Below are 23,136 nucleotides of genomic sequence, written 5' to 3'. Positions count from 1 at the left end.
TGTTGGCGCGAAGCGTCAACTGGAGTGGTTGCATTCGTTGAACGACACCCGAACGATATGCGCCCATCTCGTTCGGGTGTCGTTCAACGAATGCACCACCCCCGTTTCAGCCTTTGGCTGAAACATCCCCTCCTTAAAAAAGGAGGGGAGTTAAAAAAGAAAAAGGGAACCTCCGGAGCCTAGCTACTCGAAGGTTCCCTTTTTTCAAAGAGCGAAGAAGGGATTATTCCTCGTCAGCAGCCGTTTTCTCAGCAATGGCAGCCTCGTCGGCTTCCTTGCGGTCGGCGTCTTCTTTGTCAACTTTGCGCTCCGATAGGCCGTCTTCGATGGCCTTGCCGATTACGCTCACGATGAGCTGAATCGACTTCGAAGCATCGTCGTTGGCAGGAATCGGGAACTGCACCAGCTCAGGGTTCGAGTTCGTGTCGCAGATAGCAAACACCGGGATACCCAGTTTGTGGGCTTCCTTCACGGCGATGTGCTCGCGCTTCACGTCCACTACGAACAGGGCAGCGGGCAGACGGCCGAGGTCGGCGATACCACCGAGTACGCGGTCCAGCTTGGCGCGCTCACGCGACATCATCAGCTTTTCACGCTTGGCGAGAGCGGCGTAGGCCGTGTTCTCTTTCACCATCTTATCGATGGTGGCCATTTTCTTCAGCGACTTGCGCACCGTGGCGAAGTTGGTGAGCATGCCACCCAGCCACCGGTCGGTGACGAAAGGCATCTTCAACCGCTCCGCTTCGGTGGTCACAATCTCTTGCGCCTGCTTCTTGGTCGCTACGAACATCACCTTGCGGCCGCTCTTCGCAATGTTGCGAATAGCAGTGGCGGCGTAGTCGAGCGAAACCAGCGTTTTGTTGAGGTCAATGATGTGGATGCCGTTCTTCTCCATGAAGATGTACGGCGCCATTTTGGGGTCCCACTTGCGGGTGAGGTGACCAAAATGGGCACCTGCGTCGAGCAGGTCTTTATAAGTCGTCTGGGCCATGATAAAATCCTCCTGGTTTTAGCGTTTCGAGAACTGGAACGAGCGACGAGCCTTGCGCTTGCCGAATTTCTTGCGTTCCACCATGCGCGGGTCACGGGTCAGGAAGCCTTCTTTTTTCAGCGCCGGACGAGTCTCCTCGTTGTCGCTTACGAGCGCCTTGGTGATTGCCAGGCGAATAGCATTGGCCTGCGCCGAAATGCCACCGCCTTTCACATTCACCTTGATGTCGTACTGGCCGACTTGCTCAAGAATTGCCAGGGGTTGGTTCACAACGTTTTCCAGCAACTCGTTGCTGAAATACGCCTTCATGTCCCGGTCGTTGATAGTGATAATCCCTTGCCCGGCCTGCATGTAAATGCGGGCCACCGAGGTTTTTCTTCTACCAGAGGTGTTGGTAATTGCCATTAGTGGAAAAATTATGAATGTAGCACACGCTTTAGCTTGTGCCGGGTTGGAAAAGTAATTCCTGCGCAGCACAAGCTAAAGCATGTGCTACAAGGTCTTACAGGTTTTTGAGTTCGATAGCAACGGGCTGTTGCGCCTCGTGCGGGTGCTCCATGCCAGCGTACACGTACAGGTTGCGGTACTGAGCAGAGCCCAGCTTGTTGCCCTGCAGCATGCCTTTCACGGCGTGCTCGATGACGCGGGTTGAGTCGCGGTTCATCTGCTCGCGCACGGTGCGGCGCTTCTGGCCGCCGGGGTAGCCCGAGTGGGTGATATAGACCTTCTCGGTCATTTTTTTGCCCGTTACGCGCAGGTTATCGGCGTTGAGGACGATGACGTTGTCACCGCAGTCGGCATTGGGCGTAAACGAAGGCTTGTGCTTGCCGCGCAGAATGTTGGCAATCTGCGAGCAAACGCGGCCCAGTGGGGCTACGCTGGCGTCTACGATAACCCAGCTCTTCTGGGCGTTGGCCTTACTGACGTGGGTCGTCTTGAAGCTCAGGTGGTCCATGAGTCGAAAAAAAGGTATGCTAAACTATTGAATAAGAGTACGGAGCCGTTAGGGCTCCGGGAAAAACGGACACAAAGGTACTGATTTATGGGGAAATAGCCAAGCGTGGCGTAGCAATAATTCCTCAAAAGGCACCAGCCGGCGGATTAGAGCCAAATAAAAGCTACCGATTCTGCCGCATGGCCTCCACCAGAACCCGAAAATCTTTGGGATAGGGAGCTTCCACAGAAATTGCCTCACCTTGCAGGCCGGTAAATTCAAGCTTCAGGGCGTGCAGGGCGAAGCGCTTGATGAAGGGCTGCTCTTCTTCGCCGGCCTTCATATTGAATTTCTTCTTCAGGGAAGACAGGAAAAAATCCTCTCCGCCGTAGTCCTTGTCGCCCACGATGGGAGCCTGCAAATACATGAGATGCAGGCGAATCTGGTGCATTCGTCCCGTGATGGGCTCGCACTGAATAAGGGCGTGGCGGGTGAAGGTTTCGAGCGTGGTGAAGTACGTTTCGGCGGCCTTGCCCTTGTAAGCGAGGCGGGCTTTACCCCGGGTGGTGCTTTCGATGCTGCGGTCTACCAGCTGGTGGTCGAGCTGCGGAGTGCCCCACACCACGGCGTGGTACTGCTTTTTCACCTCGCGGTTCTCGAACTGCATGGCGAGGTGGCGGTAGGCTTCGGGGGTTTTGGCGAAGGCCAGCGCGCCGCTGGTTTCGCGGTCGATGCGGTGGGCGGCCTGAATATCGTCGTAGTGCTGGCGGGCCAGGCGCAGCATGTTGGGCGCGCCGCCCACCCGCTCATCGAGCGTGGCCAGAAACGGCGGCTTATTGACGACGAGGTAGTCGTCGTTTTCAAAAATAACGAGGTCGGAAAAATTGGGGAGCTTCATAGGATGCCCCAAAGGTACGGCTGGCTCCGCAAGGCCGTTCCTTAATGGTCCAGAACCCCGCTTTTCGGCTTGTTTAGCTTGAATTCCAAGGTAGTACCTTCGCCTACGGTACTTTTTACCCGGATGCTGGACTTGTGGGCCTCCACGATGTGCTTGCTGATAGCGAGCCCCAGGCCCGAGCCGCCCGACTCGCGCGAGCGGCTTTTGTCGACGCGGTAGAAACGCTCGAAAATGCGGTTCTGATGCTCGGGGGCGATGCCGGCCCCGTCGTCGCGCACGGTAATGCGCACCGAGCGGCCGCCTTCCACCAGCGACACTGCCACGCGGCCCCCATCGCGGCCATACTTGATGGCGTTGTCAATCAGGTTCACCAGTACCTGGCGGATGCGGTTGCGGTCGGCCACCACCAGCAGGCCGGTTTCGGGCAGGTTGGGAGGGAAAAGCTCCAGGTGCGTGCCCCGGCGGGCCGCCTGCTGCTCCAGCAGCTCAAATATTTCACGCACCAGCGTAATCAGGTCGAAGCGCTGGCGGCGCATGCGCACCACGCCTTTCTCCAGCTGCGCGATGGTCACCAGGTCCTGCACCAGCGCATCGAGGGCGTCGAGACTGGTGGCGGCCTTGCTCAGAAATTTGCGGCGGGTGGCCAGGTCAATATCATCGTCCTCGTCGTCGAGAATGGTGTGTACGAAGCCCTGCGCGGCAAAGAGCGGTGTTTTCAGCTCGTGCGAAACGTCGGCCAGAAACTCGCGCCGCAGGGCCTGCAGGCGCACCAGCTCGTCGAGCTCCTGCTGGCGGCGCTCGGCCATGAGCAGAATTTCATCCCGCACGCGCTTCACCGGCTCGGGCCGAAACAGGAACTTGTTGCTCAGGCGCTTGAACTCCTTGCGCTTGATATGCTCCAGACCGGCGTAGATGCCGTTGATTTCCCGAAATATCAGGGCTTCAAACGACAGATATACCAGTAGAAAACACGCCGCTACCGTTACACCCGTCGCGAGCATCGCCATCCGAAACGGCAGCATTGGCCCGAAATGGGCGTAGGTAGTGAGCACGCCCGCCACCAGCAGCGCAATGAGAATGGCAATGGTGCGAGAGGAGAGGTTCATTTATATTCAGTGAACAGTTATCAGGGAGCAGTTATCAGTGAGCAGTTAGCAGTGAACAAGGCAACCGTCCGCCCTAACAAAACTGATTGGAAGGTAAAGAACAGTGAGCAATGGCCGTAGCGACCATTACTCACTGTTCACTGATAACTGTTCATTGATAACTGTTCACTGATTTTCAGTCCGCGTTGAACTTGTAGCCCACGCCCTTGATGGTCTGAATGTGATGGTCGCCCACTTTTTCGCGCACTTTGCGCACATGCACATCCACGGTGCGGGCCAGCACGAACACGTCATTGCCCCAGATATTCTGCAGCAGCTCTTCGCGGTTGAACACCTTGTGGGGCGAGGCGGCCAGGAAAGCCAGCAGCTCAAATTCCTTCTTCGGAAGCGTGATTTTTTTGCCTTCCTGATACACGGCAAACGCCGTGCGGTCGATGCGCAGGCCATTAATATCGATGGCATCGACGGCGGCGTGGGGGTCCTGGTCGCGGCGCTTCACGGCCGCCAGGCGGCCGAGCAGGGCGCGCGGCTTGATGGGCTTGGCAATGAAGTCGTCGGCCCCGGCTTCGAAGGCCGCCACTTCGGAAAATTCCTCGGCGCGGGCCGTCAGGAACAGGATATAGGTATCCTTGAACTTGGGCTGCTCGCGCAGCAGGCGGCAGGTGGCGATGCCGTCAAGATTGGGCATCATCACATCGAGCAGGATGATGTCGGGGTTGAACTCGGCTGCTATATCCAGGGCCTTGCGGCCATCAGAAGCCGATGCGGTTTGATAGCCCTCTTTTTTCAGGTTAAACTCCAGGAGCTCAACAATGTCCGGGTCATCGTCAACTACTAGAATCTTATATACGGGCGATTTGGCAGCAGTCACGGCGTTGGGGCTTAAGTGAGGCAAAGCTTTGCGAGTGCAAAAGTACCGCTATCCGGGGCTGGGGCTATGTTACGATTGTGTGACCCGTTCAGTCTCAGGTCTTAGTTCGTAGTGTTCAGCTTCCACTTCAGGCCCTTGTAGCCCACCATATCCACTTTCACGGTGCCCACGAACATTTCGGCCTGAAACAGCACCGGAATCTTATTGCGGTCATCGGAAAGGTAGACCGAAATGGCGTTTTCGCCCCGGAACAGCTTGTTGTTCGGCAACTTGGGCACCAGTTTGAAGGTGCGCACATCACCAGCCTTGGTTTCCACTACTTCGCGGCCCTTGTAGGTTACTTCGAGCATGAAGTTGTCGCCATCGAAGTAGCCGGGTATCCGTACTACATCGCCCACCTTCATGCGGTCGAAATTGATGGTGCGGAGGTAATAAAAGCCGCTCACCAGCTCCAAGCTGTTGTTGGCCACCTTCACGGTGTTGCGCTTGGGGTGTTCTTTGTCGTGTACCTGCACATCGGCCAGGTCGTGCAAATGGTCGAAATCAATGGTTTCCTTCTTGCGGTAGTTTTTCTCGGCAATATCGCGCTGGGCGCGGATGGGCAGAATACTGGTCGTGTCGATGTAGGCGCGCCACTGGTCGCGGATGCGGAGGAAAAAATCGAACGAGCCGGTGGTGCGGCCGCTCACGGTGGCCTTGTAGCAGGGCCGGTCGTTCACGCGCTCCAGGCTGCCGCCGGTTTCCACCGTGGCCTCGCCGCCGTTGATGAGTCCGTAGTGCACTGTGTACTTAATCACCTCGCCGCGCCCGAAGCTGGACTGCGGAACGCTGCGCACGGCGTCGCCGGGCCCGAGGGGCAGTCGCGCGGCGGCGAGCACAAGTAAAATGACGGGAGCGAATAGAAACCAGCGACGGGTCATAAACTATAATAAAAATAAGGCACAGCTCAGGCGTAGACAAATGTAATGCCAGCCCCGGCGCTATGTAAAGGTACGAACGCAAAAAAAGCCCGTTGCCATTGGCAACGGGCTTTGGATTTTACACGGACAAGGCTAAGTACCTTATAGCGTGTCTTCGCCGTCTTCCACGATGGTCAGGTCCACGGGGATGACATCGGTATCGCCCTTGGCCATGGCCCGGATTTTGGCTTCGATTTCAGCTGCCAGCTCGGGGTTGTCGAGCAGCAGGGTTTTCACGGCTTCGCGGCCCTGGCCAATCTTGGTTTCGCCGTAGTTGAACCACGAGCCCGACTTGCCGATGATGCCCATATCGACGCCGAGGTCGACAATCTCCCCGACTTTCGAAATACCCTGGCCGTAGATGATGTCGAACTCGACCACCTTGAAGGGCGGGGCTACTTTGTTCTTTACCACCTTCACCTTGGTGCGGTTGCCGGTCACGTTGTCCTTATCCTCTTTAATCTGGCCGATGCGGCGAATGTCGAGGCGCACTGAGGCGTAGAATTTCAGGGCGTTACCGCCGGTGGTGGTTTCGGGAGTGCCGAACATCACGCCGATTTTCTCGCGGAGCTGGTTGATGAACACGCAGCAGCAGCCGGTTTTGTTGATGGTGCCGGTGAGCTTGCGCAGCGCCTGGCTCATGAGGCGGGCATGGAGGCCCACTTTCGAGTCGCCCATGTCGCCTTCAAGCTCAGCTTTGGGCACGAGGGCGGCTACGGAGTCAATCACGATGATGTCGATGGCACCCGAGGAAATCAGCTGGTCGGCGATTTCGAGGGCTTGCTCGCCGTTGTCGGGCTGGGCGATGAGCAGGTTGCTGGTATCGATGCCCAGCTTCTCGGCGTAGGTTTTGTCGAAGGCGTGCTCAGCGTCGATGAACGCGGCCATGCCGCCTTTCTTCTGGGCCTCGGCAATCATGTGCAGGGTCAGTGTGGTCTTACCCGACGATTCCGGGCCGTAGATTTCAATGACGCGGCCGCGGGGCACGCCGCCAATGCCGAGGGCAATGTCGAGCGAGAGCGAACCGGTGCTGATGCTCGGAATGTCGCCCACCTTGTTGTCGCTGAGCTTCATCACCGTGCCTTTGCCGTAGGCTTTGTCCAGCTTATCGAGCGTAAGCTGAAGGGCTTTCATCTTTTCGGCGGCGGTGTTTACTTCGCCTTTTTCAGCCTTTTCAACTTTATCGGCCTTGGGAGCCGCTTTGGTAGCTAGTGCCATGTGGGGGTATTTAAGAAAAACGGGTTAGGTTTGGTAAAGTTAACGGTTTTGACCGGGTCGCAATCGAATAAATATATTCTTTGGTAAAAGGCCGAAATAAGCCCTTTCGCGGCGGCTTTTTCTAACACAAGGGTCAGTGGTTTGGTGCCGTTGCAAGGCGAAATATATGCGGATTTATCTAAAAATATTAGTTGCCCTTGTGGCTGTGCTAATTAGAGTGGGAGAAGCGCGGGCGCAATTGGATAATCGGGCGTTTACGAGCCCTGCGCCAGGGCGGCGTGCACCCGTCGGGATAGACAGCTTGTTGAATAACGAAGGAAAAGGGACTGATTCAGTGACAGTAGATTTTCTTCGTGCAACAGCGCCGGGCAAAGCTGGTGAGATAAGAGTCTCGCTCCACGCCTTCACCTTCTTCAAAGACAACGAGTACTTCAATAAGACTGTGGATGGCTACACGCTGTACGGCACGCAGCTGAATCCGCAGCTCGTCTATTATCCCACTAAAGACCTGCGCCTGGAAGGCGGCGTGTTTTTGTGGAAGGACTTTGGCAACCCGGTATTGCAGCAGGTGCGCCCCACGTTCCGGGCCACCTGGACCAAGGGCAAGCAGCAGATAATCCTGGGCAACATTCGGCCCCATCTCCACCACAACTACATCGAGCCGATGTTTAACTTCGAGCGGGTGATGCTGAATCCGTTGGAGGAAGGCATCCAGTTCCGCTATAATGGCACCCGGCTCCAGGTAGACCAGTGGGTGGACTGGCAGCGCCAGCAGTACCGTTTTAGCAACTTTCAGGAGGAAGTGGCGGGGGGCATCAGCAGCAGCTACCGCACCAGCCGCGATGGCAGCCGGTGGCACGTAACGATTCCGTTTCAGTTCACGGCCACCCACAACGGCGGGCAGATTGATACGCTGGACAAGCCCCTGAAAACGGCGTTTAACGAGGCTTTTGGGATTGATGCGCGGTACCGGTTGGTGGGGCGCAATATGCAAGCCATGCGATTCAGCGGCTACGTGCTCGGCTTTCAAAACTATTCGTTCACCAGGGGCCAGCTCCCCTTCAAGTACGGCCGGGCCCTGTACCTGAATGCTACTTTTGAAACCCGCTACGCCGATGTGATGCTGAGCTACTGGCAGGGCTCGCGCTTCATTTCGCCGCTCGGGGGCGACTTCTACCAAAGCGCCTCGCGCACGGTGTCTAACCCGAATTTTCTGGACCGCGAGCGGCGTTTGCTATTCGTGCGGCTGATGCACGACTTCCGCATCTCCGACGCGGCCGCGCTCACGGCCCGGGTAGAGCCGGTGTTCGACTTCAACACCCGGGTGCTGGACTACTCGCTGGCGATGTACCTGAACTTTCGGCAGGAGTGGCTGCTGGGTAATGTCGGTAAGCGGGCGCGGGTGGGACAATAAGTACTGCCCCAACGGGTATTCGGGCACCCGACTGCCCAGTGGGGCCACCCCAACGGGCAGTCGGGTGCCCATCCGGCCATTGGGGCGGCCCCACTGGGCAGTCGGGTGCCCATCCGGCCAGTGGGGCCGCCCCAAACCCCGTTCGGGCACCCGACTACCCAGTGGGGCGGCCCCAGGAGTAGCGTAAGAACTGATTTACTTGTCGCGCGCCATCCAGAAGCGGTAAATGTTGCCCAGCGCATTGGCATTGCGGAACCAGAGCGGGCGTTTGGGCGAGGTTTCCAACTGGAAGCCCAGGGCGCGGGCTACGGCCTGGCCGCGCTCGTTATCAGCGTAGCAGCGGATGAGCAGGCGCTGGCTGCCCACGGCCTCAAAGCCAAAGCTCACCACTGCTTCCAGGGCCTCGCGGGCGTAGCCGTGGCCTTCGGCGGCGGCGGCCAGGTAGTAGCCTATTTCGGCCTGGCCCCGGTTTTGGGGCATGAGGCAGATATCGCCCACGTAGCGGGCCGTAGCGCGGTGCCAGATGCCAAACACGTAGAAGCGGCCCGTTTGCCAGTCGGTAGCGAAGTCACCCAGGGCGGCGTGGGCATCGGCGGGGGCCCGCACGGCCTGGAGGCGGTCGGGGAAAGAAGCCTGAAGGCGGGCGCGGTCGCCTTCGAGCAGGCAGAAGAAGTCGCTGGCATCAGCAGGCTCGTAGGGGCGCAGGCAAAGGCGGGACGTGAAGAGCGGATTGCGAGGCAGCATGAAATGACAGATACAACGAATGCGCCCGGTGCAGTCAGCGAAAATCACCTCACCACCCGGGCCAACGCAAAAGGCCGCCCCTGCATACAGAAGCGGCCTTTCTAGACGTGCGAAGTAGGCTATTTGTTTGCGCCCACGTACTGGCTGGGGCTGCCCAGCGACTGCTGGGTGCGCATCACGTTCACCTGCCGGGCGGCTTCGTTGAAGAATTCGAGGCGGCGAATGAGCATTTCCTTCACCAGCACGCGGCCTTCGGGCGTGCGCATGGTGCCGCGCTTGTCGGCCAGCACGCGCTGCATGGCGGCCAGCGTGTGGTCCTCGTGCTTCATAAACTGCTGCTGAAACTCGGCCAGGCGCGCCACGCCGGTCGCGGTGAGGGTAAAGTCCTCGCCCGCGCCCTGGTTCAGTATCTCGCACAGTACATATACTTCCAGGGGCAGGCTGGTATCGAGGGCCGTGGTGCGCAGGTCGAGGCCGGCGGCCAGGGCGTCGAGGATAATGCGCACGTTGCGCTCAAATTGCTGGTAGTAGGCTTGGGCTTCCATTCTTTTTGGTGCTTGGTGCTTGGTGCTTGGTGCTTGGTGTTTTTTGGACGACGATTGCACGACCCAAGCACCAAGCACTAGGCACCATGCACTATAAAAGTTCTTTCACAATCTGCTCTACGCCGATGCCTTCGGCTTCGGCTTTGAAGTTGCGCACCAGGCGGTGGCGCAGGATGGGCACGGCCACGGCGCGCACGTCCTCAATATCGGGCGAGTACTTGCCGTTGAGCAGGGCGTTGCACTTGGCTCCCACCACGAGGTGCTGCGAGGCGCGGGGGCCGGCGCCCCACTCCAGCAGCTGGGTGGCGCGGGGGGCGGCCCGCTCGGTATTGGGGCGGGTTTTGTGCACGAGGCTCACGGCGTACTCAATCACGTTGTCGGCCACGGGCACGCGGCGCACCAGCTCCTGGAATGCCTGAATATCGGCCGCGTGGAGGACTTTATTCACCGTATGCTTGCGGTCGGAAGTCGTGTTTTTCACGATGTTCAGCTCCTCGGCGTAGGTGGGGTAGCCCAGCTCGATGTTGAACATGAAGCGGTCGAGCTGCGCTTCGGGCAGGGGGTAGGTGCCTTCCTGCTCGATGGGGTTCTGGGTGGCCAGCACGAAGAAGGGGCGCTGCAAGGGATAGCGCTGCCCGGCTACGGTCACGGCGTATTCCTGCATGCTTTCGAGCAGCGCGGCCTGGGTTTTGGGAGGCGTCCGGTTGATTTCGTCGGCCAGAATGATGTTGGCGAAGATGGGGCCTTTCACGAAGTGAAAATCCCGCTGCTGGTTCATCGTTTCCGAGCCCACGATGTCGGAAGGCATCAAATCGGGCGTAAACTGGATGCGGTTGAACGACAAGTCCAGCGAGTCGGCAATGGTCTGAATCAGCAGGGTTTTGGCCAGGCCGGGCACGCCCACCAGCAGACTGTGGCCCTGCGAAAACACGGCCGTGAGCACCAGCCGCACCACCTCGTCCTGCCCCACGATGACCTTACCGATTTCCTGGCGCAGCTTCTGGAAGGAGGCAGCCAGCGCATCAGCGGCTTCTTTGTCGTTTTGGAAAGTGGGCATGAACTTATATTAGCTAGAACGTCATGCTGAGCGCAGCCGAAGCATCTCGCTCGCATTATTGAACGATTAGATTACTACCACAAGCGAGATATCTCGGTCTCTGCTTGAGGCGCAGAATGCTCGACATGACGTTGTTTTTTCTGTCAGGACCTACTTCTCCGTGGCATCCAGCACCTTGCACTGGGCGTATTCGGGGGCCACTTCCAGGTATACGGTACCGCGGTTCTTAGCAAACCACTCGTCGAGCGCCTTGTTCTTTTTCTCGTTCAGGGCGGCGGCGGCAATCTTCTGGTAGTCCTCCTGCAGGTTGGCCTGATGCGGCGGGGTGTTCGATTTGAGCCACAGGATGCGCATGGCATCCTTGCCGTCGTCGGTGCGGTAGGCCATGGGCGGGGTGATGTGGCCCACTTTCATGGTATCAATGGTGAAGAAAACGGCCGGGTCGAGCTTGTCGAGGGGCAGGCGTGAGCCACCGTCCTGGCGGTTGGCCAGCAGGCCGCCGTTGCCGCTGCTGGCTTTGTCCGACGAATTATCCTTAGCTGCCTTGGCGAAGCTGATGCTGTCGGACAGAATCTGACGGCGCAGCTTTACCAGCGTTTTAGCGGAGGCGCTGGCATCGGCCGCGCCGGTTTCGGGCTTCAGCAGAATGTGGCGTGTGGAATATTTATTGCCCTTGCGCTCAATAAACTGGATGAGGTGGAAGCCGAACTGCGACTGCACCACTGGCGAAAGCTGGCCGGGCTCCAGCTTCATCGAAGCCGCCTCGTACTCGGGCACCAGCTCGCCGCGCCCGAAAAAGCCCAGATAGCCGCCTTCCTTGCCCGAGCCGGGGTCTTCGGAATACTGCTTGGCCAGAGTAGCGAAATCAGCCCCGCCCTGTATCTGCGCCCGAATGTCGTTCAGCTTGGCCATGGTGGCCTGCTTGGCCTTGTCGTTCACCTGCGCCGGAATCACAATCTGACCCACTTCTACCTCCGTGCTGAAATAGGGCAAGCTGTCCTTGGGCACTTTGGTGAAATACTGGGCCACTTCACGCGGGGTCACGGTCACCTTGCCGGTGATGGTTTCCTGCATTTTTTGCTGCGTGAGCTGGTCTTTGATTTGGGGCCGCAAGTCGTCTTTCAGCGCCTTGATGGGCTTGTTGTACTGCTCCTCAAGACGCTTCTCCGAGCCAATCTGCTGCACAAAGTAGGCCATGCGGCGGTCTACCTCGCCGTTCACCTGCTGGTCGGACACGGTCACGGAGTCGACTTCGGCCCGGGCCAGCATCAGCTTATTCAGCACCAGGCTTTGCAGGATTTTGCATTTCAGGTCCGGGGGCATGGCCTTGCCTTCGGCCCGGGCCATTTCCTGGTTGTAAATATTCTCCACATCGGAGCGGAGCACAATCTGGTTATCCACTTTCACCACAATGCCGTCGAGCAATTGCTGACCCTTGGGCCGGCTGATGCCCAATTGGGCCTGGGATGCGGGCGCGAAGCCCAGCAGGAGCAACAATGTAAGCAGGGCCGGCAACGCGGCACGATTCACTTTAACAAGCATAGTGTAGTAGGGTAAAGCCCGGCGGCCGGTGCCGGGGGCTTGGGTCGCTCGCACGTAACGCGCAAACGGGCCCACAAATTTCACGATAAATCCGTTGGCAGACAAAAACAGGGAGCGTTACCCGGCCCGGATGGTTGCAGTAGCGCGAAGCGGTGCTTCGCGTTCCCGCGCCGTTAGCGATGCTTGAACGGCGCGGGAACGCGAAGCACCGCTTCGCGCTACATGTTATTTAGTCAACAATTACTTGGTCACCAGCTTGTTCACCTCCGCCTCATTCACCTTCACGGGGCGAGCGGCCCGCATCTGGGTAATCCACTCTTTTTCGAGGTAGGTCTGATAATCGGAAGTGGCCTGGCCCCGGGCTTCGGCCAGGGTTTTGGGGCCGGCGGGCAAAATCTGGTCGATGGTTACGGCGTAGTAGCGGCCGTCCTTCTGCACGTTGTAGGTGCCGGGGCCCTTGCTCATCAGCTCGTCCACCACTTTGTTGTCGCCTTTCTGGAACACCTTTTGGCTGATTTGCACCGACAGTGGGTTCTGCTCGTTCAGCTCAGCCTCAATAGCCGCCGGGTTGGCGCTGCTGAGGGCAATTTGCACGCCGCTCTCAGCGGCTCCACCCGCCAGCATCTTCTTGCTGATGCGGCGCATGGCCACCCCCCGGCGGTTGAGGAAGCGGGCCGCTGAGTCAGCGCGGGCGGCGGCCAGGCTGGCTTTTTCGCCCTTCTTCACGCGGCCGGTGAAGGTCACCCGGGCCAGCGTATCCTGCAACAGACGCTTGGCCACATCTTCGAGGGCCAGCACGCCGCCTTTCACCAGCGAGCCCGAACCCGTGCGGAAGGCTGCCGCTTTAGGCACCCCCTTGGTCACGGGGAAGCGGCCGGTTTTCAGCTCTTTCTGCACGCGGGCCAGCAGGGCGGGGGTGGCGGCGCTGGTCGCGGTGCCCTGCACGCGCTGCTCCCACTGGTACTTGGCCTGGTTCTCAGCGAAATATTTCTTCAGGCCCACGGTGTCCTCAATGGCTTTGCTCCACACTTTCTCATCCATCAGCTGGAAGAGCAGGATGCCGTCGCGGTACTCCTTCACCAGCATGCGGTAGTCCTCATACTTGGTTTCGAGGCTGTTTTTCTCGAACTCAGTCAGCGACTGCTCCACGTATTGGTCGTAGAGCTGCTGCATGGCAAAGGCGGGCTGCGCGCCGGTGCGGGGCCGCTGGTTCTGCTGCGCGTAGGTCAGGAAATCCTTCACCAGGTAAGGCTTGCCTTTGATGGTGAATAGCGCCGTATTGTCGTTGGCAGTGCCTTTGGCAGCTTTCGCGGGCGCAGTTGGTGCCGTGTACTTGTAGCGGCCGGCTACCAGGGCCGTATCAGCCTTGCTGAAGGCGTAGGTTTTGGCCGCCGCGGTTTCCATAAACTGGTCTTCCTGGCGCACGCGCTTCAGGAAAGCGGCTTTGTTGAGCTCCGAGCGCGAGTCCTTGGCCACCTTGCTTTTCAGCGTCGACTCAACATCAGCGAACTTGGCCAGCGGCTGGCGCTCAATCAGCTTGATAACGTGCCAGCCGTAGGGCGTTTGCACCGGGGCGGCAATTTCGCCCGGCTTCTGCATTTTGAAGGCAACTTCCTCGAAAGAAGGAATCATGCGGCCGGTACCGAAGGGCGGCAACTCGCCGCCATTGGCCGCCGAGCCAGCATCCTCTGAAAACTGCGCCACGAGCTTGTCCCAGTTTTCGCCCTTTTTCAAGCGGCTGTAGAGCTCGTCAATCTTCTTCTTGGCCGTGAGCGAGTCGCTTTTGGCCGCGTTGGCGTTCATGCGAATCATCAGGTGAGCCACCTTGATTTCGCCCTGCGCCGTCCGCTTGTCGTTTACCTTAATGACGTGGTAGCCGAAGCGCGTGCGAATGGGAGCCGATACCTGCCCCACCGGCGTCTTGTAAGCGGCCGACTCAAACGGGTACACCATCTGCATCGCCGTGAAGTAGCCCAGCTTGCCGCCGTTCTCCTTAGCCGATGGGTCTTCGCTCTGGGTGCGGGCCAATTGGGCGAAATCGGTGCCAGCCAGGGCGTCCTGACGAATTTTTTCAATCCGCTGGTAGGCGGCCAGCGTGTCCTGCGGGGTGGCGTCGGGCGCTACGCGAATGAGAACGTGCGAGGCATTCACCTCCTGGCTCATGCGGTCGTAGGCCTCGCGCACCAGCTGGTCGGTCACGCTTTTCTCCGTGAGGTAGGGCTGCGAAAGCTGCTGGCGGTAGCCATCCAGCTCGCGCTTGAAGGCCTGCGTGGTATCGAGGCCGCGCTGCTCCGCTTCCAGCACCTTGAGGCGGAAGTTGGTGTAGAGGTCCAGGTACTCGGTTACGCTTTGGCGGGTGCCATAGTCGGCCGCAGTGCTGTTGTTCTTGCGGTACACGTAGGCAAACTCGTTGGCGGGCACCGGGTAGGTGCCCAGCGTTTCGACGGCCGGGCCGGTAGCAGTACTTGCCGTGGCGGCCGAAGCAGCCGGTTTAGAGGTTTGGCAGCCAGCCAGCAGCGTAACAACGGCCGCGCCGGCGTACAGAATGCGTTTGTGCATATAAGAATGAAGGAGACGATGGCACCGCACCGGAAGGAGTTAGCGGCGCGGGCATAAAATTACCGGTGCGAAATTAACGAAATTCCGGGGGGAAATTGCTAACTCGTAGCCCAATAGAAAGGGAAAGTATTCGCCCAAAAAAAAGGTCCTGCCGGGTGCCTCCGGAGCGCCTTCCGCGCCGCCATAGCCCAGTCGGAGGGCGTGGCGGCTGGGCGAAGGACTCCGGAGGCATCCGGCAGGACCGTTTTGGATTAGCTGTGCTGCTAGCTGACGTTCTTGCTCAGGTGACACACCGTATGGTTGCCACGCGTGAAAAATTCGACCCGGTCCATAAGGCGGTTAACCAGCGTCATGCCCATGCCGCCTTTGCGGCCCTGGCGAATGTAGTCGCGCAGGTCGGGGTTTTGGTGGGGAGCAGGCAGGAAAATGGTGTCGCCGTGGTCGGCGATTTCCACGTTCAGGCTGTGGGCATCGAACGTCATTTCCAGGTCGAGAAACTGAGTTTCATCTTCCCCGTTGGCATGAATAATGAAATTGGCCACCACCTCGTCCACGGCCAGCACCACTTGGTTAACCGTGATTTCGGACAGCTGCCGGCTGCTGAGGTAGTTTCGCACGAAGTCGCGCACCTGCTGGAGGTGTTTGCGTGAACAGGCAATGCGAAGGACGGACTTCATAGGGAGTTAAAAGTTAAGAGTTAATAGTTAAGAGTTGAAAGTTGAAATGGAAGAAAATGACGTGTTCAACTCTTAACTATTAACTCCAAACTCTTAACTGAATTATGCTGCTTCAGCTTCAGTCACGCTTGGCACAATGGTCATCAGCGCATCCAGACCCAGGATTTCAAACACGTTGAAAACCTTCTCCTGCATGTTGAAGAACACCAGCTTCACGTTGGCATCCTGGAAGCGCTGCAGGTGGGAAATGAATACGCCCAGGCCCGCCGAGGAAATGTAGCTGAGCTTGGCGCAGTCAATGAGGACTTTGCGATAATTAAGGATATCGGGTTTTGCCAGCTCAGTGTCAAGAACAATGGCGGAGCTAGCGTCCAGCTCGCCATCGAGCAGGAGGGTGAGGGTTTCGGCGGAGGGTTGCGCGGTAACTTTCATAATGAGGGCGATACGTCAGGCCAGCGGCAGGGGTTGGGCCGACTTGAATTTAATGACCAGCAGGGTCTGGTCGTCGTGGATGGGATGGCCGTGCGTAAAGCCGTTGAGGTCGTCCAGGATGAAGGATTTGATGTCTTCTGCTTCCTGAAAATAACTTTCCTCGAGCCGCTGCTTGAGCCGGTCTTCGCCGTACTCATCGGTGCCATCGCCGCCGCGAGCCTCTACGATGCCATCGGTGTAAATCACCATCACGTCGCCGGGGCTGTAGTCGTAAAACTGGTTTTTGATGTGCTTCTCGTAGCTCTCGTTCCGGATAATGCCCAGCCCCAAGCCTGCCGACTGGAAGTAGAATACTTCCTCGCGCAGGGCGTGGTAATACAGGGTGTGGCAGTGGCCGGCACGGGCGAATACAAATCCACCCTGCTCATAGTCAATGATGTAGAGCGACGAAGTGATAAACGACGACTTTTCCAGGCAATGGCTAAGGGCGGTATTGGCCTGGGCCATGAACTTGCTCGGCACCGGGAATTTGTCGCGCTCGTTGCGGGCCAGGGGGTTTTCCTGCATCAGCGAGTGGAAAATCCCCTTCATCTGGGCCATGTGGAAGGCGGCGGTCACGCCCTTGCCGCTCACATCGCCGATGATGACAGCCAGTCGCCGGCCCTGCAAGTGCAGAAAGTCGTAGAAATCGCCGCCCACTTCCTTCGCTGCCAGCGAGTGCGAGCTGATGTCGAACCAGTTATCGGTAGGCAGGTTTTTCGGAATGAGGCTGTCCTGCACCTGGGAGGCAATCTTGAGCTCCTCCTGCGTGCGCTGGTTCTCGAGCGAAGTGCGCATCAGCTCCAGGTTTTCGATGCTGAGCACGGCCTGGCTGGTGAACGTTTGGAGGATGTTCAGGTCCTCGCCGTTGAACGTGCTGGGCTCCGCTTTGAGCAGGTACAGCGTGCCGTAATTGTAGTGCAGGCCCCGAAAAGGCAATTGGATAAGGGAACGAAACGCCTGCGGCGTGCCCACAAAAGCCGTGTGCTTGTTTAGGTCATTGGTGATGTACTCGCCTGCCTTGGGCAGGTAAGCCCGCAAGCCCGTGCGCAACGTATCAGCCTGCTCAGGTAGCAGGTGATAGTATTGAGTAGCATTGGTTTCGTCGATGCCCGTGTGGCTGGGGTCGAGGTCGAGCCAGGCGGCATCGGCCCGAACGGTTTGTACCGCCGACTCCAGCAAAACGCGGTACACCTCGGCCGAAGTCTGGCCACGCTGCACGATTTGCGCCAGGCGCTGCAGGCTCAGGATTTCGTCGTGCCGCCGTGGGACGGCCGGCGTTTCGGCCGGGGCGGGAGCAGCTGGCCGTAAAAACAGCTTAGCCAACACGGCCAGGATGCCCAGAGCCGCCAGCAGCAACAGCCAGCTGGTCCACGACGACATTTCCGTGCCGCGGTCAGCCAATAGATTGCCCACGGCCACTCCGCCAATCAGCAGTGCCAATAAAAAACCAACGTAGAGTAACTGATGACGCACAGACAGAAACTAGGAATAACACAAGTGTACCAGCCCACCGCGTCTTTACCGACGCCCAACCGGCATGCAAGATACAATCCGGCGGCCAAAGCTAACCACATAATTTAGGCACGACAACAGCGCACAACGCCCGGTTAAACCGGCGTTGTGCGCTGACTGCCAGTGACTACAGTGATGAATTTAGCGGCTCGAATAATTCGGGGCCTCGCGGGTAATCTGCACATCGTGTGGATGCGACTCGCGCAGCCCGGCCCCGGTGATGCGCACGAACTGGGCCGCCTGCAGGGCTTCCATGTTGCCCGCACCCACGTAGCCCATGCCGGCCCGCAGGCCGCCTGCCAGCTGGTATATTACCTCCGAAACATTGCCTTTGAAGGGCACCCGGCCCACAATGCCTTCGGGCACCAGCTTCTTCACGTCGTCTTCGGCATCCTGGAAGTACCTGTCTTTGCTGCCGTCTTCCATGGCTTCTACCGAGCCCATGCCGCGGTAGCTCTTGTATTTGCGGCCTTCGTAGATGATGAGCTCACCGGGGGCTTCCTCTGTGCCGGCCAGCAGCGAGCCCACCATCACGGCAGCCGCCCCGCCCGCCAAGGCTTTCACGATATCACCCGAAAACTTGATGCCGCCGTCGGCCACCAGCGTCACGCCGGTGCCTTCGAGGCCCTTGGCGGCTTCCAGCACGGCTGAAAGCTGCGGTACCCCGATGCCCGCGATGATGCGCGTGGTGCAAATGGAGCCCGGCCCGACGCCCACTTTCACGCAGTCGGCCCCGGCATCGGCCAGGGCGCGGGCCCCGGCGGCGGTGGCCACGTTGCCGGCCATCACATCAAGCTTCGGGTAAGCGGCTTTGATGGCGCGCACGGCATCGAGCACGCCCTTGGAGTGGCCGTGAGCAGTGTCGAGGCTCACGATATCAACGCCGGCTTCGACCAAGGCGGCGACGCGCTGGAGCAGGTCGGGCGTCACACCCACGGCGGCGCCCACGCGAAGGCGGCCCTGGCCGTCTTTGCTGGCGTTGGGGGCGCGGCGGCGCTTGCGGATGTCCTTGTAGGTCATCAGGCCGGCGAGGCGGCCTTCGCTGTCCACCAGCGGCAGCTTGTCCACTTTGCTATCGGTGAGGAGCTGTTCGGCTTCGGCCTGGTCGATGCCGGCGGGGGCCGTGACGAGGTTGGCCAGCGAAATCATCACCGTCGTCACGGGCTGGCTCAGGTCTTTCTCGAAGCGCAAATCCCGGTTGGTGAGGATGCCGTGCAGGTGGCGTTCGGCATCAATAATCGGAATTCCGCCAATGCCGTGCTTGCGCATCAGCTGGCGGGCATCGCCGAGGGTGGCGGTGGGTGGCAGGGTGAAGGGGTCCACAATCAGGGCCGACTCGCTGCGCTTCACGCGGCGCACCTGCTCGGCCTGCGCCTTGATGGACATATTCTTATGAATAATGCCCAAGCCGCCTTCCTGCGCCAGCGCGATGGCCATATCCGACTCCGTAACGGTGTCCATGGCCGCCGAAATCAGCGGGGTTTGCAGCCGGATAGTCGCGGTGAGGCGGGTGCTGGTGTCGCAGTCGCGGGGCAGGACCTCGGAGTAGGCTGGCAGCAGCAGTACGTCGTCGTAAGTCAGGGCCTCGAAGGCAATTTTTGGGGTTGCGGAATCCGCCATAGCAAAAGGGGTTGGGAGTTAGGGCCTTTTGCCAGTCAAAGGTACGGCGGGAAGTTGGGTTGGACCCCCGCCGCACCCCGCTTTCCGGTTATTCTTTGCTGAATTTACGCACGCCCACGGCCCCACCGGCCGACAGCCGCGACAGGTAGAGGCCGGCGGGCAGGCGGCTCACATCCACTGTTTGGCCGTTGCGCACGCGGGTTCGCAGCACGGTCCGGCCCGCCACGTCGCTGATTTCGAGCTGGGCTTCGCCGACCACGGCGGCTGGCAGCGTTACGCGCAGCTCGCGGGCGGTCGGGTTGGGGTAGAGGCTCACGGCGAGGCGCCGGGCCGGTCGGGCCGCCGAGGCCGTGGCAGGAGCGTAGAGCCAGGAGTAGCCGGCCGGGAACTCGCGCCGCCAGAACCATTCGGCGTGCTGGCCATCGGGGCGGGTATTGAGGTTGAGGTTGGCCGCCGGCACGCCGCCGCGCAGCAGCGAATCGCGCATGGCCGTCATGTAGGGCACCATGGTGCTGCTTTCGGTTGTGCCGCTCACGAAGTAGAAGCGGGTGTTGGGGTTGGCCGGGTGCTGGTGCACGTAGCTGGCCAGCTGCGGGTAGGCAAACCAGAAGGCGGGCGAAAATACGCCTACTTTGCCAAATACCGCAGGCTCACGCAGGGCAGCATACGTGGCAATGAGCGCGCCCATGCTGGAGCCCGCCACGCCGGTATGCTCGCGGCCGGGCAGGGTGCGGTAGTTGGTGTCGATGTAGGGCTTGAGGGTTTGCACCAGGAAATCGACGTATAGGTCGCCCTGGCCGCCGCCGTACTGCGGGTTATTCCAGGGCGAGTACTCGTCGAGGCGGTTCGCGCCATTGTCTACGGCTACCACGATGCAGCCGGTGGGGTCCTGGCCGTTGATGGCCAGCTGATTCAGGGCCTCATCCACGCCCCACTCGCCGGCGAAGGCCGTGAGGTTGTCGAACACGTTCTGGCCGTCCTGCAGGTACAGTACGGGATAGCGGCGGCCGCTGGTGGCGTAGCCGGGCGGCAGGTAGAGCCACACGCGCCGGGTGCGCCCCAGCTGCGGCATGGCAAACGCGGTCGAAATCACGCTTACGTTGGCCGCGGCCGTGGACGTGCCGGTAGGAGTGCCGCCGGCCAGGTCTTCCCAGTTCAGTACCTGGCTCAGCACTGGCCCGGTGCTGCTGCCAAAGGTGAAGGTCCGGTTGGGCACCTGGCCGTTGGAAGCCGTGGTTTCGACCGAGGCCCACGCGCCGCGGGTGAATTTGTACGCGATGGTGCCGGTGCCGGTGGGCAGCGTAATCTGGTAGCTGCGGTCGGTGGCGTTGTAGGTGAGGGCGTGGGCCGCACTGCCGGGGTTCCAGTTATTGAAGGAGCCCGCCATGTAAATCGTGGCATTGGCCGGTGTGTTGGCCGGCACCGCCGTGATTTTGAACGTGACCTGGGCCTGGGCCGTGAACGCCAGCAGGGCCAGCAGGAGCGAGAAAAGCTTTCTCATAGGGGCAGTAGTGGGGCGGGTGGGAAGCGAGATTTACAGGGAATACGAAGGTACAACTTTGGCTTCGGGCTGGTGACCTGGGCTGAAAATTCAAACAATTGCCTGGTGCAATCCGTCTTAGCAGCTACCATTTTTAACTGGCCTACTCATGTCTGATTCCACTTCCCAAACCTGGTTTATTACTGGCGCCTCGTCCGGTTTCGGCGAAGCCCTGGCTACGCATATTCTCGAAAAAGGCGGCCGCGTGGCGGCCACCTTCCGCAAGCCCGAGCAGGCGGCCGAGTTCACCGCCAAAGAACCCGGCCGCACACTGGGCGTGGTGTGCGACGTGACCAACGAGCCCCAGGTGAAAACCGCCGTGGCCGATGCCATTGCCCATTTCAAGCACCTCGATGTTATCGTGAATAACGCCGGCTACGGCTCCATGGGCAGCATTGAGGAAGTGCCGGCCGAGGAAGTGCAGCGGCAGTTCGACGTGAACGTGTTCGGAGTGCTGCACGTGCTGCGGGCCGTGCTGCCGCAGCTGCGCAAGCAGCGCTCGGGCCACATTCTCAACATCACCAGCATCGGCGGGCTGAAAACCTTCCCCGGCGTGGGCATCTACAATGCCAGCAAGTTTGCGCTGGAGGCCATTGGCGAGAGCCTGAGCCAGCAGGTAGGGCCGTTGGGCATCAAGGTGACCAACATCGAGCCTAGTGGTTTTCGCACCAAGTGGGCCGGCGAGTCGGCCACCTTTGCCGATACTAAAATCGACGATTACCAGGCCACGGTGGGCGAAAACCTGCGCGGCATTCAGAGCTACAGCGGCCGCCAGCCCGGCGACCCGGTGCGTGCCGCCCACGCCATGTACGAGGTAGCGCAGATGGAAAACCCGCCCCTGCACCTGCCGCTCGGCAAAGCCGCCGTGAAAGGAGCCCGTGAGAAATTCGCTGCGCTCACCAAGGAGCTTGAGCAATACACCGAGATGGGCGACGCGGCCGACTTCCCGGCCGGCGAATAAGGGAAAGCGTCCGTTTGGTGACGAGGAACGGTCATGCTGAGCTTGCCGAAGCATCTCTACCGCAGTAGTAAATCAAATTACTTGCGCAGTAGAGATGCTTCGGCAAGCTCAGCATGACCGTTCTTTTGATGTGCAGCCGCTGTTCGTGTGGCGTATCTTCGCCCCATGCCCCTCTCCGCCAACGACTACGAAGCGACTTCCTGGGAAGACCTGCAGCGGCTGCTGTTTCAGGACACCTGGGATGCCCGCATTGGGCGGTTCCGGTCGCCGTATGTGTACCGGGGCGGTCGCTCGCGCCACTTCCAGCTCGATACCAGCTTGCAGCGGCTGGGGGGCGAATACCACCAGCTGGAACACCACCTGCTGCGCAACTTCCGCAAATACGCCCGTGATACCACCGTGCCCGCCCAGGCGGCCAGCACCTGGGACTGGCTGGCCCTGGCCCAGCACCACGGTCTGCCCACCCGCCTACTCGACTGGACGTATTCGCCCTACGTGGCCCTGCACTTCGCCACCGACGACCTGGATGCTTACCACGAAGACGGCATCATCTGGGCGCTGAACTACGTGAAGGCCGCCGAGCATCTGCCCCAGCGCCTGCGCCAGGCCCTGCAAAACGAGGGCTCCAACGTCTTCACCTCCGAGCTGCTGCAACCCGTGAGCAGCAGCCTGCGCGAGCTGGAAGAGCTGCAAGCCGAGCCCTACGTGCTGTTTCTGGAGCCGCCCAGCCTCGATGCCCGCATCGTGCATCAGTACGCGCTGTTTTCGCTGATGAGCACGGCCCAGAGCGTGCTGCACGACTGGCTGGCCGACCGGCCCGAACTCTACTTCCGCATCATCCTGCCCGCTCGTCTCAAGTGGGAAGTGCGCGACAAGCTCGACCAGGCCAATATCACCGAACGGGTGCTGCTGCCGGGACTGGGAGGACTCAGCCGCTGGCTGCACCGCCACTACTCGCCCCGGGCCGACGGCCGGAGTTTCCTGGACGACAACGAAATGCGGTAACTCTGGCAGCTACAGAAGCAGCTGTGCAACGAATGACAGCAGGCAGAAAATGCAGTGCCGGCGAAGCTTTGGAGGCTCAAAGCTGCCGTATTTCTTATTCGGCCAGAATGGTCAGGGCGATATCCGGGTTGTCGGTTTTGCGGGAGTCGCGGTTTTGCTGCCTGAACGTCCACGGCTTGCTATAATCCCGGCGCGTCACGGTTATCGCATCGGTGATGGAAGCCGCCCAGGCAATTACTGGATAATCAAATGTGGAAGTTTCGCGAAAGGTGGTGGGGTCGTGTGGGTTGGAAGCGGTGATGGTTATGGCATCACCAGGCCGGTTGCCCACTAACTTGTCCGTCACGTAGGTTTCTCCGGCAATGGTGGGCAGGCCTTCTATCTGTCTCGTCCGGCTATATGTTGACAGGAATAAGGCAAGGGCCCTGCTCGGATTTTCCGGCGGGGCTTTTTCCTTGCAAATGGACTTGATTGGGGGTTAAGTAATTCAGGGCCAGGTGGGGCCGTTC

General features: G+C 59.7%; 22 protein-coding genes. 3 read left to right on the top strand and 19 right to left on the bottom strand.

Translation table 11 applies throughout. The features are described from left to right. Positions 1 to 223 precede the first annotated feature (223 nt). The 8 genes from rpsB to recA all read right to left on the bottom strand — a co-directional run bounded on the left by rpsB (position 224) and on the right by recA (position 6,893). Entirely contained in the window at positions 224 to 991 is a 768-nt protein-coding gene (gene rpsB / locus ABD819_RS14120; RefSeq protein ID WP_196283516.1) for a 30S ribosomal protein S2, read from the bottom strand. Between the two features lie 18 nt (positions 992 to 1,009). After that, the gene (gene rpsI, locus ABD819_RS14115) at positions 1,010 to 1,396 is read right to left on the bottom strand and encodes a 30S ribosomal protein S9 (RefSeq protein WP_345125362.1); all 387 of its coding nucleotides are present in this window, start codon (positions 1,394 to 1,396) and stop codon (positions 1,010 to 1,012) included. A gap of 97 nt (positions 1,397 to 1,493) precedes the next feature. Continuing rightward, positions 1,494 to 1,946, bottom strand: a complete 453-nt coding sequence (gene rplM / locus ABD819_RS14110) for a 50S ribosomal protein L13 (protein ID WP_345125360.1) — start codon at positions 1,944 to 1,946, stop codon at positions 1,494 to 1,496. Positions 1,947 to 2,109: 163 nt separating this feature from the next. Continuing rightward, on the bottom strand, positions 2,110 to 2,823 hold the full coding sequence (locus ABD819_RS14105) for an RluA family pseudouridine synthase (RefSeq protein ID WP_345125359.1): 714 nt from the start codon (positions 2,821 to 2,823) through the stop codon (positions 2,110 to 2,112). A 41-nt stretch (positions 2,824 to 2,864) separates the two neighbouring features. Continuing rightward, positions 2,865 to 3,929 (bottom strand): sensor histidine kinase, encoded by a 1,065-nt coding sequence (locus ABD819_RS14100; protein ID WP_345125357.1) that lies wholly within the window; start codon positions 3,927 to 3,929, stop codon positions 2,865 to 2,867. 175 nt (positions 3,930 to 4,104) lie between these two features. After that, complete coding sequence (locus ABD819_RS14095; protein WP_345125356.1) at positions 4,105 to 4,800, bottom strand: response regulator; 696 nt, start codon at positions 4,798 to 4,800, stop codon at positions 4,105 to 4,107. A gap of 101 nt (positions 4,801 to 4,901) precedes the next feature. Continuing rightward, a complete protein-coding gene (locus tag ABD819_RS14090; protein ID WP_345125354.1) occupies positions 4,902 to 5,720 on the bottom strand; it encodes a DUF3108 domain-containing protein in 819 nt (272 codons plus the stop codon). Positions 5,721 to 5,861: 141 nt separating this feature from the next. Continuing rightward, positions 5,862 to 6,893 carry a recombinase RecA gene (recA, locus tag ABD819_RS14085; RefSeq protein ID WP_345125465.1) on the bottom strand — a complete coding sequence of 344 codons (1,032 nt, stop codon included), beginning with the start codon at positions 6,891 to 6,893 and terminating at the stop codon, positions 5,862 to 5,864. A gap of 418 nt (positions 6,894 to 7,311) precedes the next feature. On the opposite strand from recA, the gene ABD819_RS14080 reads away from it, so the two are divergent. After that, positions 7,312 to 8,391, top strand: a complete 1,080-nt coding sequence (locus tag ABD819_RS14080; protein ID WP_345125352.1) for a hypothetical protein — start codon at positions 7,312 to 7,314, stop codon at positions 8,389 to 8,391. Between the two features lie 195 nt (positions 8,392 to 8,586). Here ABD819_RS14080 and ABD819_RS14075 read toward each other — a convergent pair whose 3' ends face one another. From ABD819_RS14075 to ABD819_RS14030, 10 genes are all read right to left on the bottom strand, one after another. Then, positions 8,587 to 9,135, bottom strand: a complete 549-nt coding sequence (locus ABD819_RS14075) for a GNAT family N-acetyltransferase (protein WP_345125351.1) — start codon at positions 9,133 to 9,135, stop codon at positions 8,587 to 8,589. 119 nt (positions 9,136 to 9,254) lie between these two features. Then, positions 9,255 to 9,680 (bottom strand): hypothetical protein, encoded by a 426-nt coding sequence (locus ABD819_RS14070; RefSeq protein WP_345125349.1) that lies wholly within the window; start codon positions 9,678 to 9,680, stop codon positions 9,255 to 9,257. 91 nt (positions 9,681 to 9,771) lie between these two features. Further along, entirely contained in the window at positions 9,772 to 10,737 is a 966-nt protein-coding gene (locus ABD819_RS14065; protein WP_345125347.1) for an AAA family ATPase, read from the bottom strand. 150 nt (positions 10,738 to 10,887) lie between these two features. After that, positions 10,888 to 12,279 carry a peptidylprolyl isomerase gene (locus ABD819_RS14060; RefSeq protein ID WP_345125345.1) on the bottom strand — a complete coding sequence of 464 codons (1,392 nt, stop codon included), beginning with the start codon at positions 12,277 to 12,279 and terminating at the stop codon, positions 10,888 to 10,890. A gap of 240 nt (positions 12,280 to 12,519) precedes the next feature. Further along, positions 12,520 to 14,838 (bottom strand): peptidylprolyl isomerase, encoded by a 2,319-nt coding sequence (locus tag ABD819_RS14055; RefSeq protein WP_345125343.1) that lies wholly within the window; start codon positions 14,836 to 14,838, stop codon positions 12,520 to 12,522. Between the two features lie 263 nt (positions 14,839 to 15,101). Next, entirely contained in the window at positions 15,102 to 15,515 is a 414-nt protein-coding gene (locus ABD819_RS14050; RefSeq protein ID WP_345125342.1) for an ATP-binding protein, read from the bottom strand. A 102-nt stretch (positions 15,516 to 15,617) separates the two neighbouring features. Continuing rightward, a complete protein-coding gene (locus ABD819_RS14045) occupies positions 15,618 to 15,947 on the bottom strand; it encodes an STAS domain-containing protein (RefSeq protein ID WP_345125340.1) in 330 nt (109 codons plus the stop codon). Between the two features lie 15 nt (positions 15,948 to 15,962). Further along, positions 15,963 to 17,462 (bottom strand): PP2C family protein-serine/threonine phosphatase, encoded by a 1,500-nt coding sequence (locus ABD819_RS14040; protein WP_345125338.1) that lies wholly within the window; start codon positions 17,460 to 17,462, stop codon positions 15,963 to 15,965. Between the two features lie 180 nt (positions 17,463 to 17,642). Then, the gene (gene guaB / locus ABD819_RS14035) at positions 17,643 to 19,121 is read right to left on the bottom strand and encodes an IMP dehydrogenase (protein ID WP_345125336.1); all 1,479 of its coding nucleotides are present in this window, start codon (positions 19,119 to 19,121) and stop codon (positions 17,643 to 17,645) included. 88 nt (positions 19,122 to 19,209) lie between these two features. After that, positions 19,210 to 20,622 (bottom strand): alpha/beta hydrolase-fold protein, encoded by a 1,413-nt coding sequence (locus ABD819_RS14030; RefSeq protein ID WP_345125334.1) that lies wholly within the window; start codon positions 20,620 to 20,622, stop codon positions 19,210 to 19,212. Between the two features lie 148 nt (positions 20,623 to 20,770). Between ABD819_RS14030 and ABD819_RS14025 the strand changes: the two genes are divergently transcribed. Together ABD819_RS14025 and ABD819_RS14020 are read left to right on the top strand one after the other, a co-directional pair. After that, positions 20,771 to 21,622, top strand: a complete 852-nt coding sequence (locus ABD819_RS14025) for an oxidoreductase (protein WP_345125331.1) — start codon at positions 20,771 to 20,773, stop codon at positions 21,620 to 21,622. Between the two features lie 165 nt (positions 21,623 to 21,787). Then, positions 21,788 to 22,627, top strand: a complete 840-nt coding sequence (locus tag ABD819_RS14020) for an FRG domain-containing protein (RefSeq protein WP_345125329.1) — start codon at positions 21,788 to 21,790, stop codon at positions 22,625 to 22,627. 94 nt (positions 22,628 to 22,721) lie between these two features. On the opposite strand, the gene ABD819_RS14015 is transcribed toward ABD819_RS14020, so the two are convergent. Next, entirely contained in the window at positions 22,722 to 22,973 is a 252-nt protein-coding gene (locus ABD819_RS14015; protein WP_345125328.1) for a hypothetical protein, read from the bottom strand. Positions 22,974 to 23,136: the final 163 nt, after the last annotated feature.

This window comes from Hymenobacter antarcticus, from assembly GCF_039539545.1.
In the GTDB taxonomy this organism is placed as follows: domain Bacteria; phylum Bacteroidota; class Bacteroidia; order Cytophagales; family Hymenobacteraceae; genus Hymenobacter; species Hymenobacter antarcticus.
The sequence above is the reverse complement of the archived record's forward strand: the minus strand, read 5'-3'. Positions and strand labels throughout refer to the sequence as shown.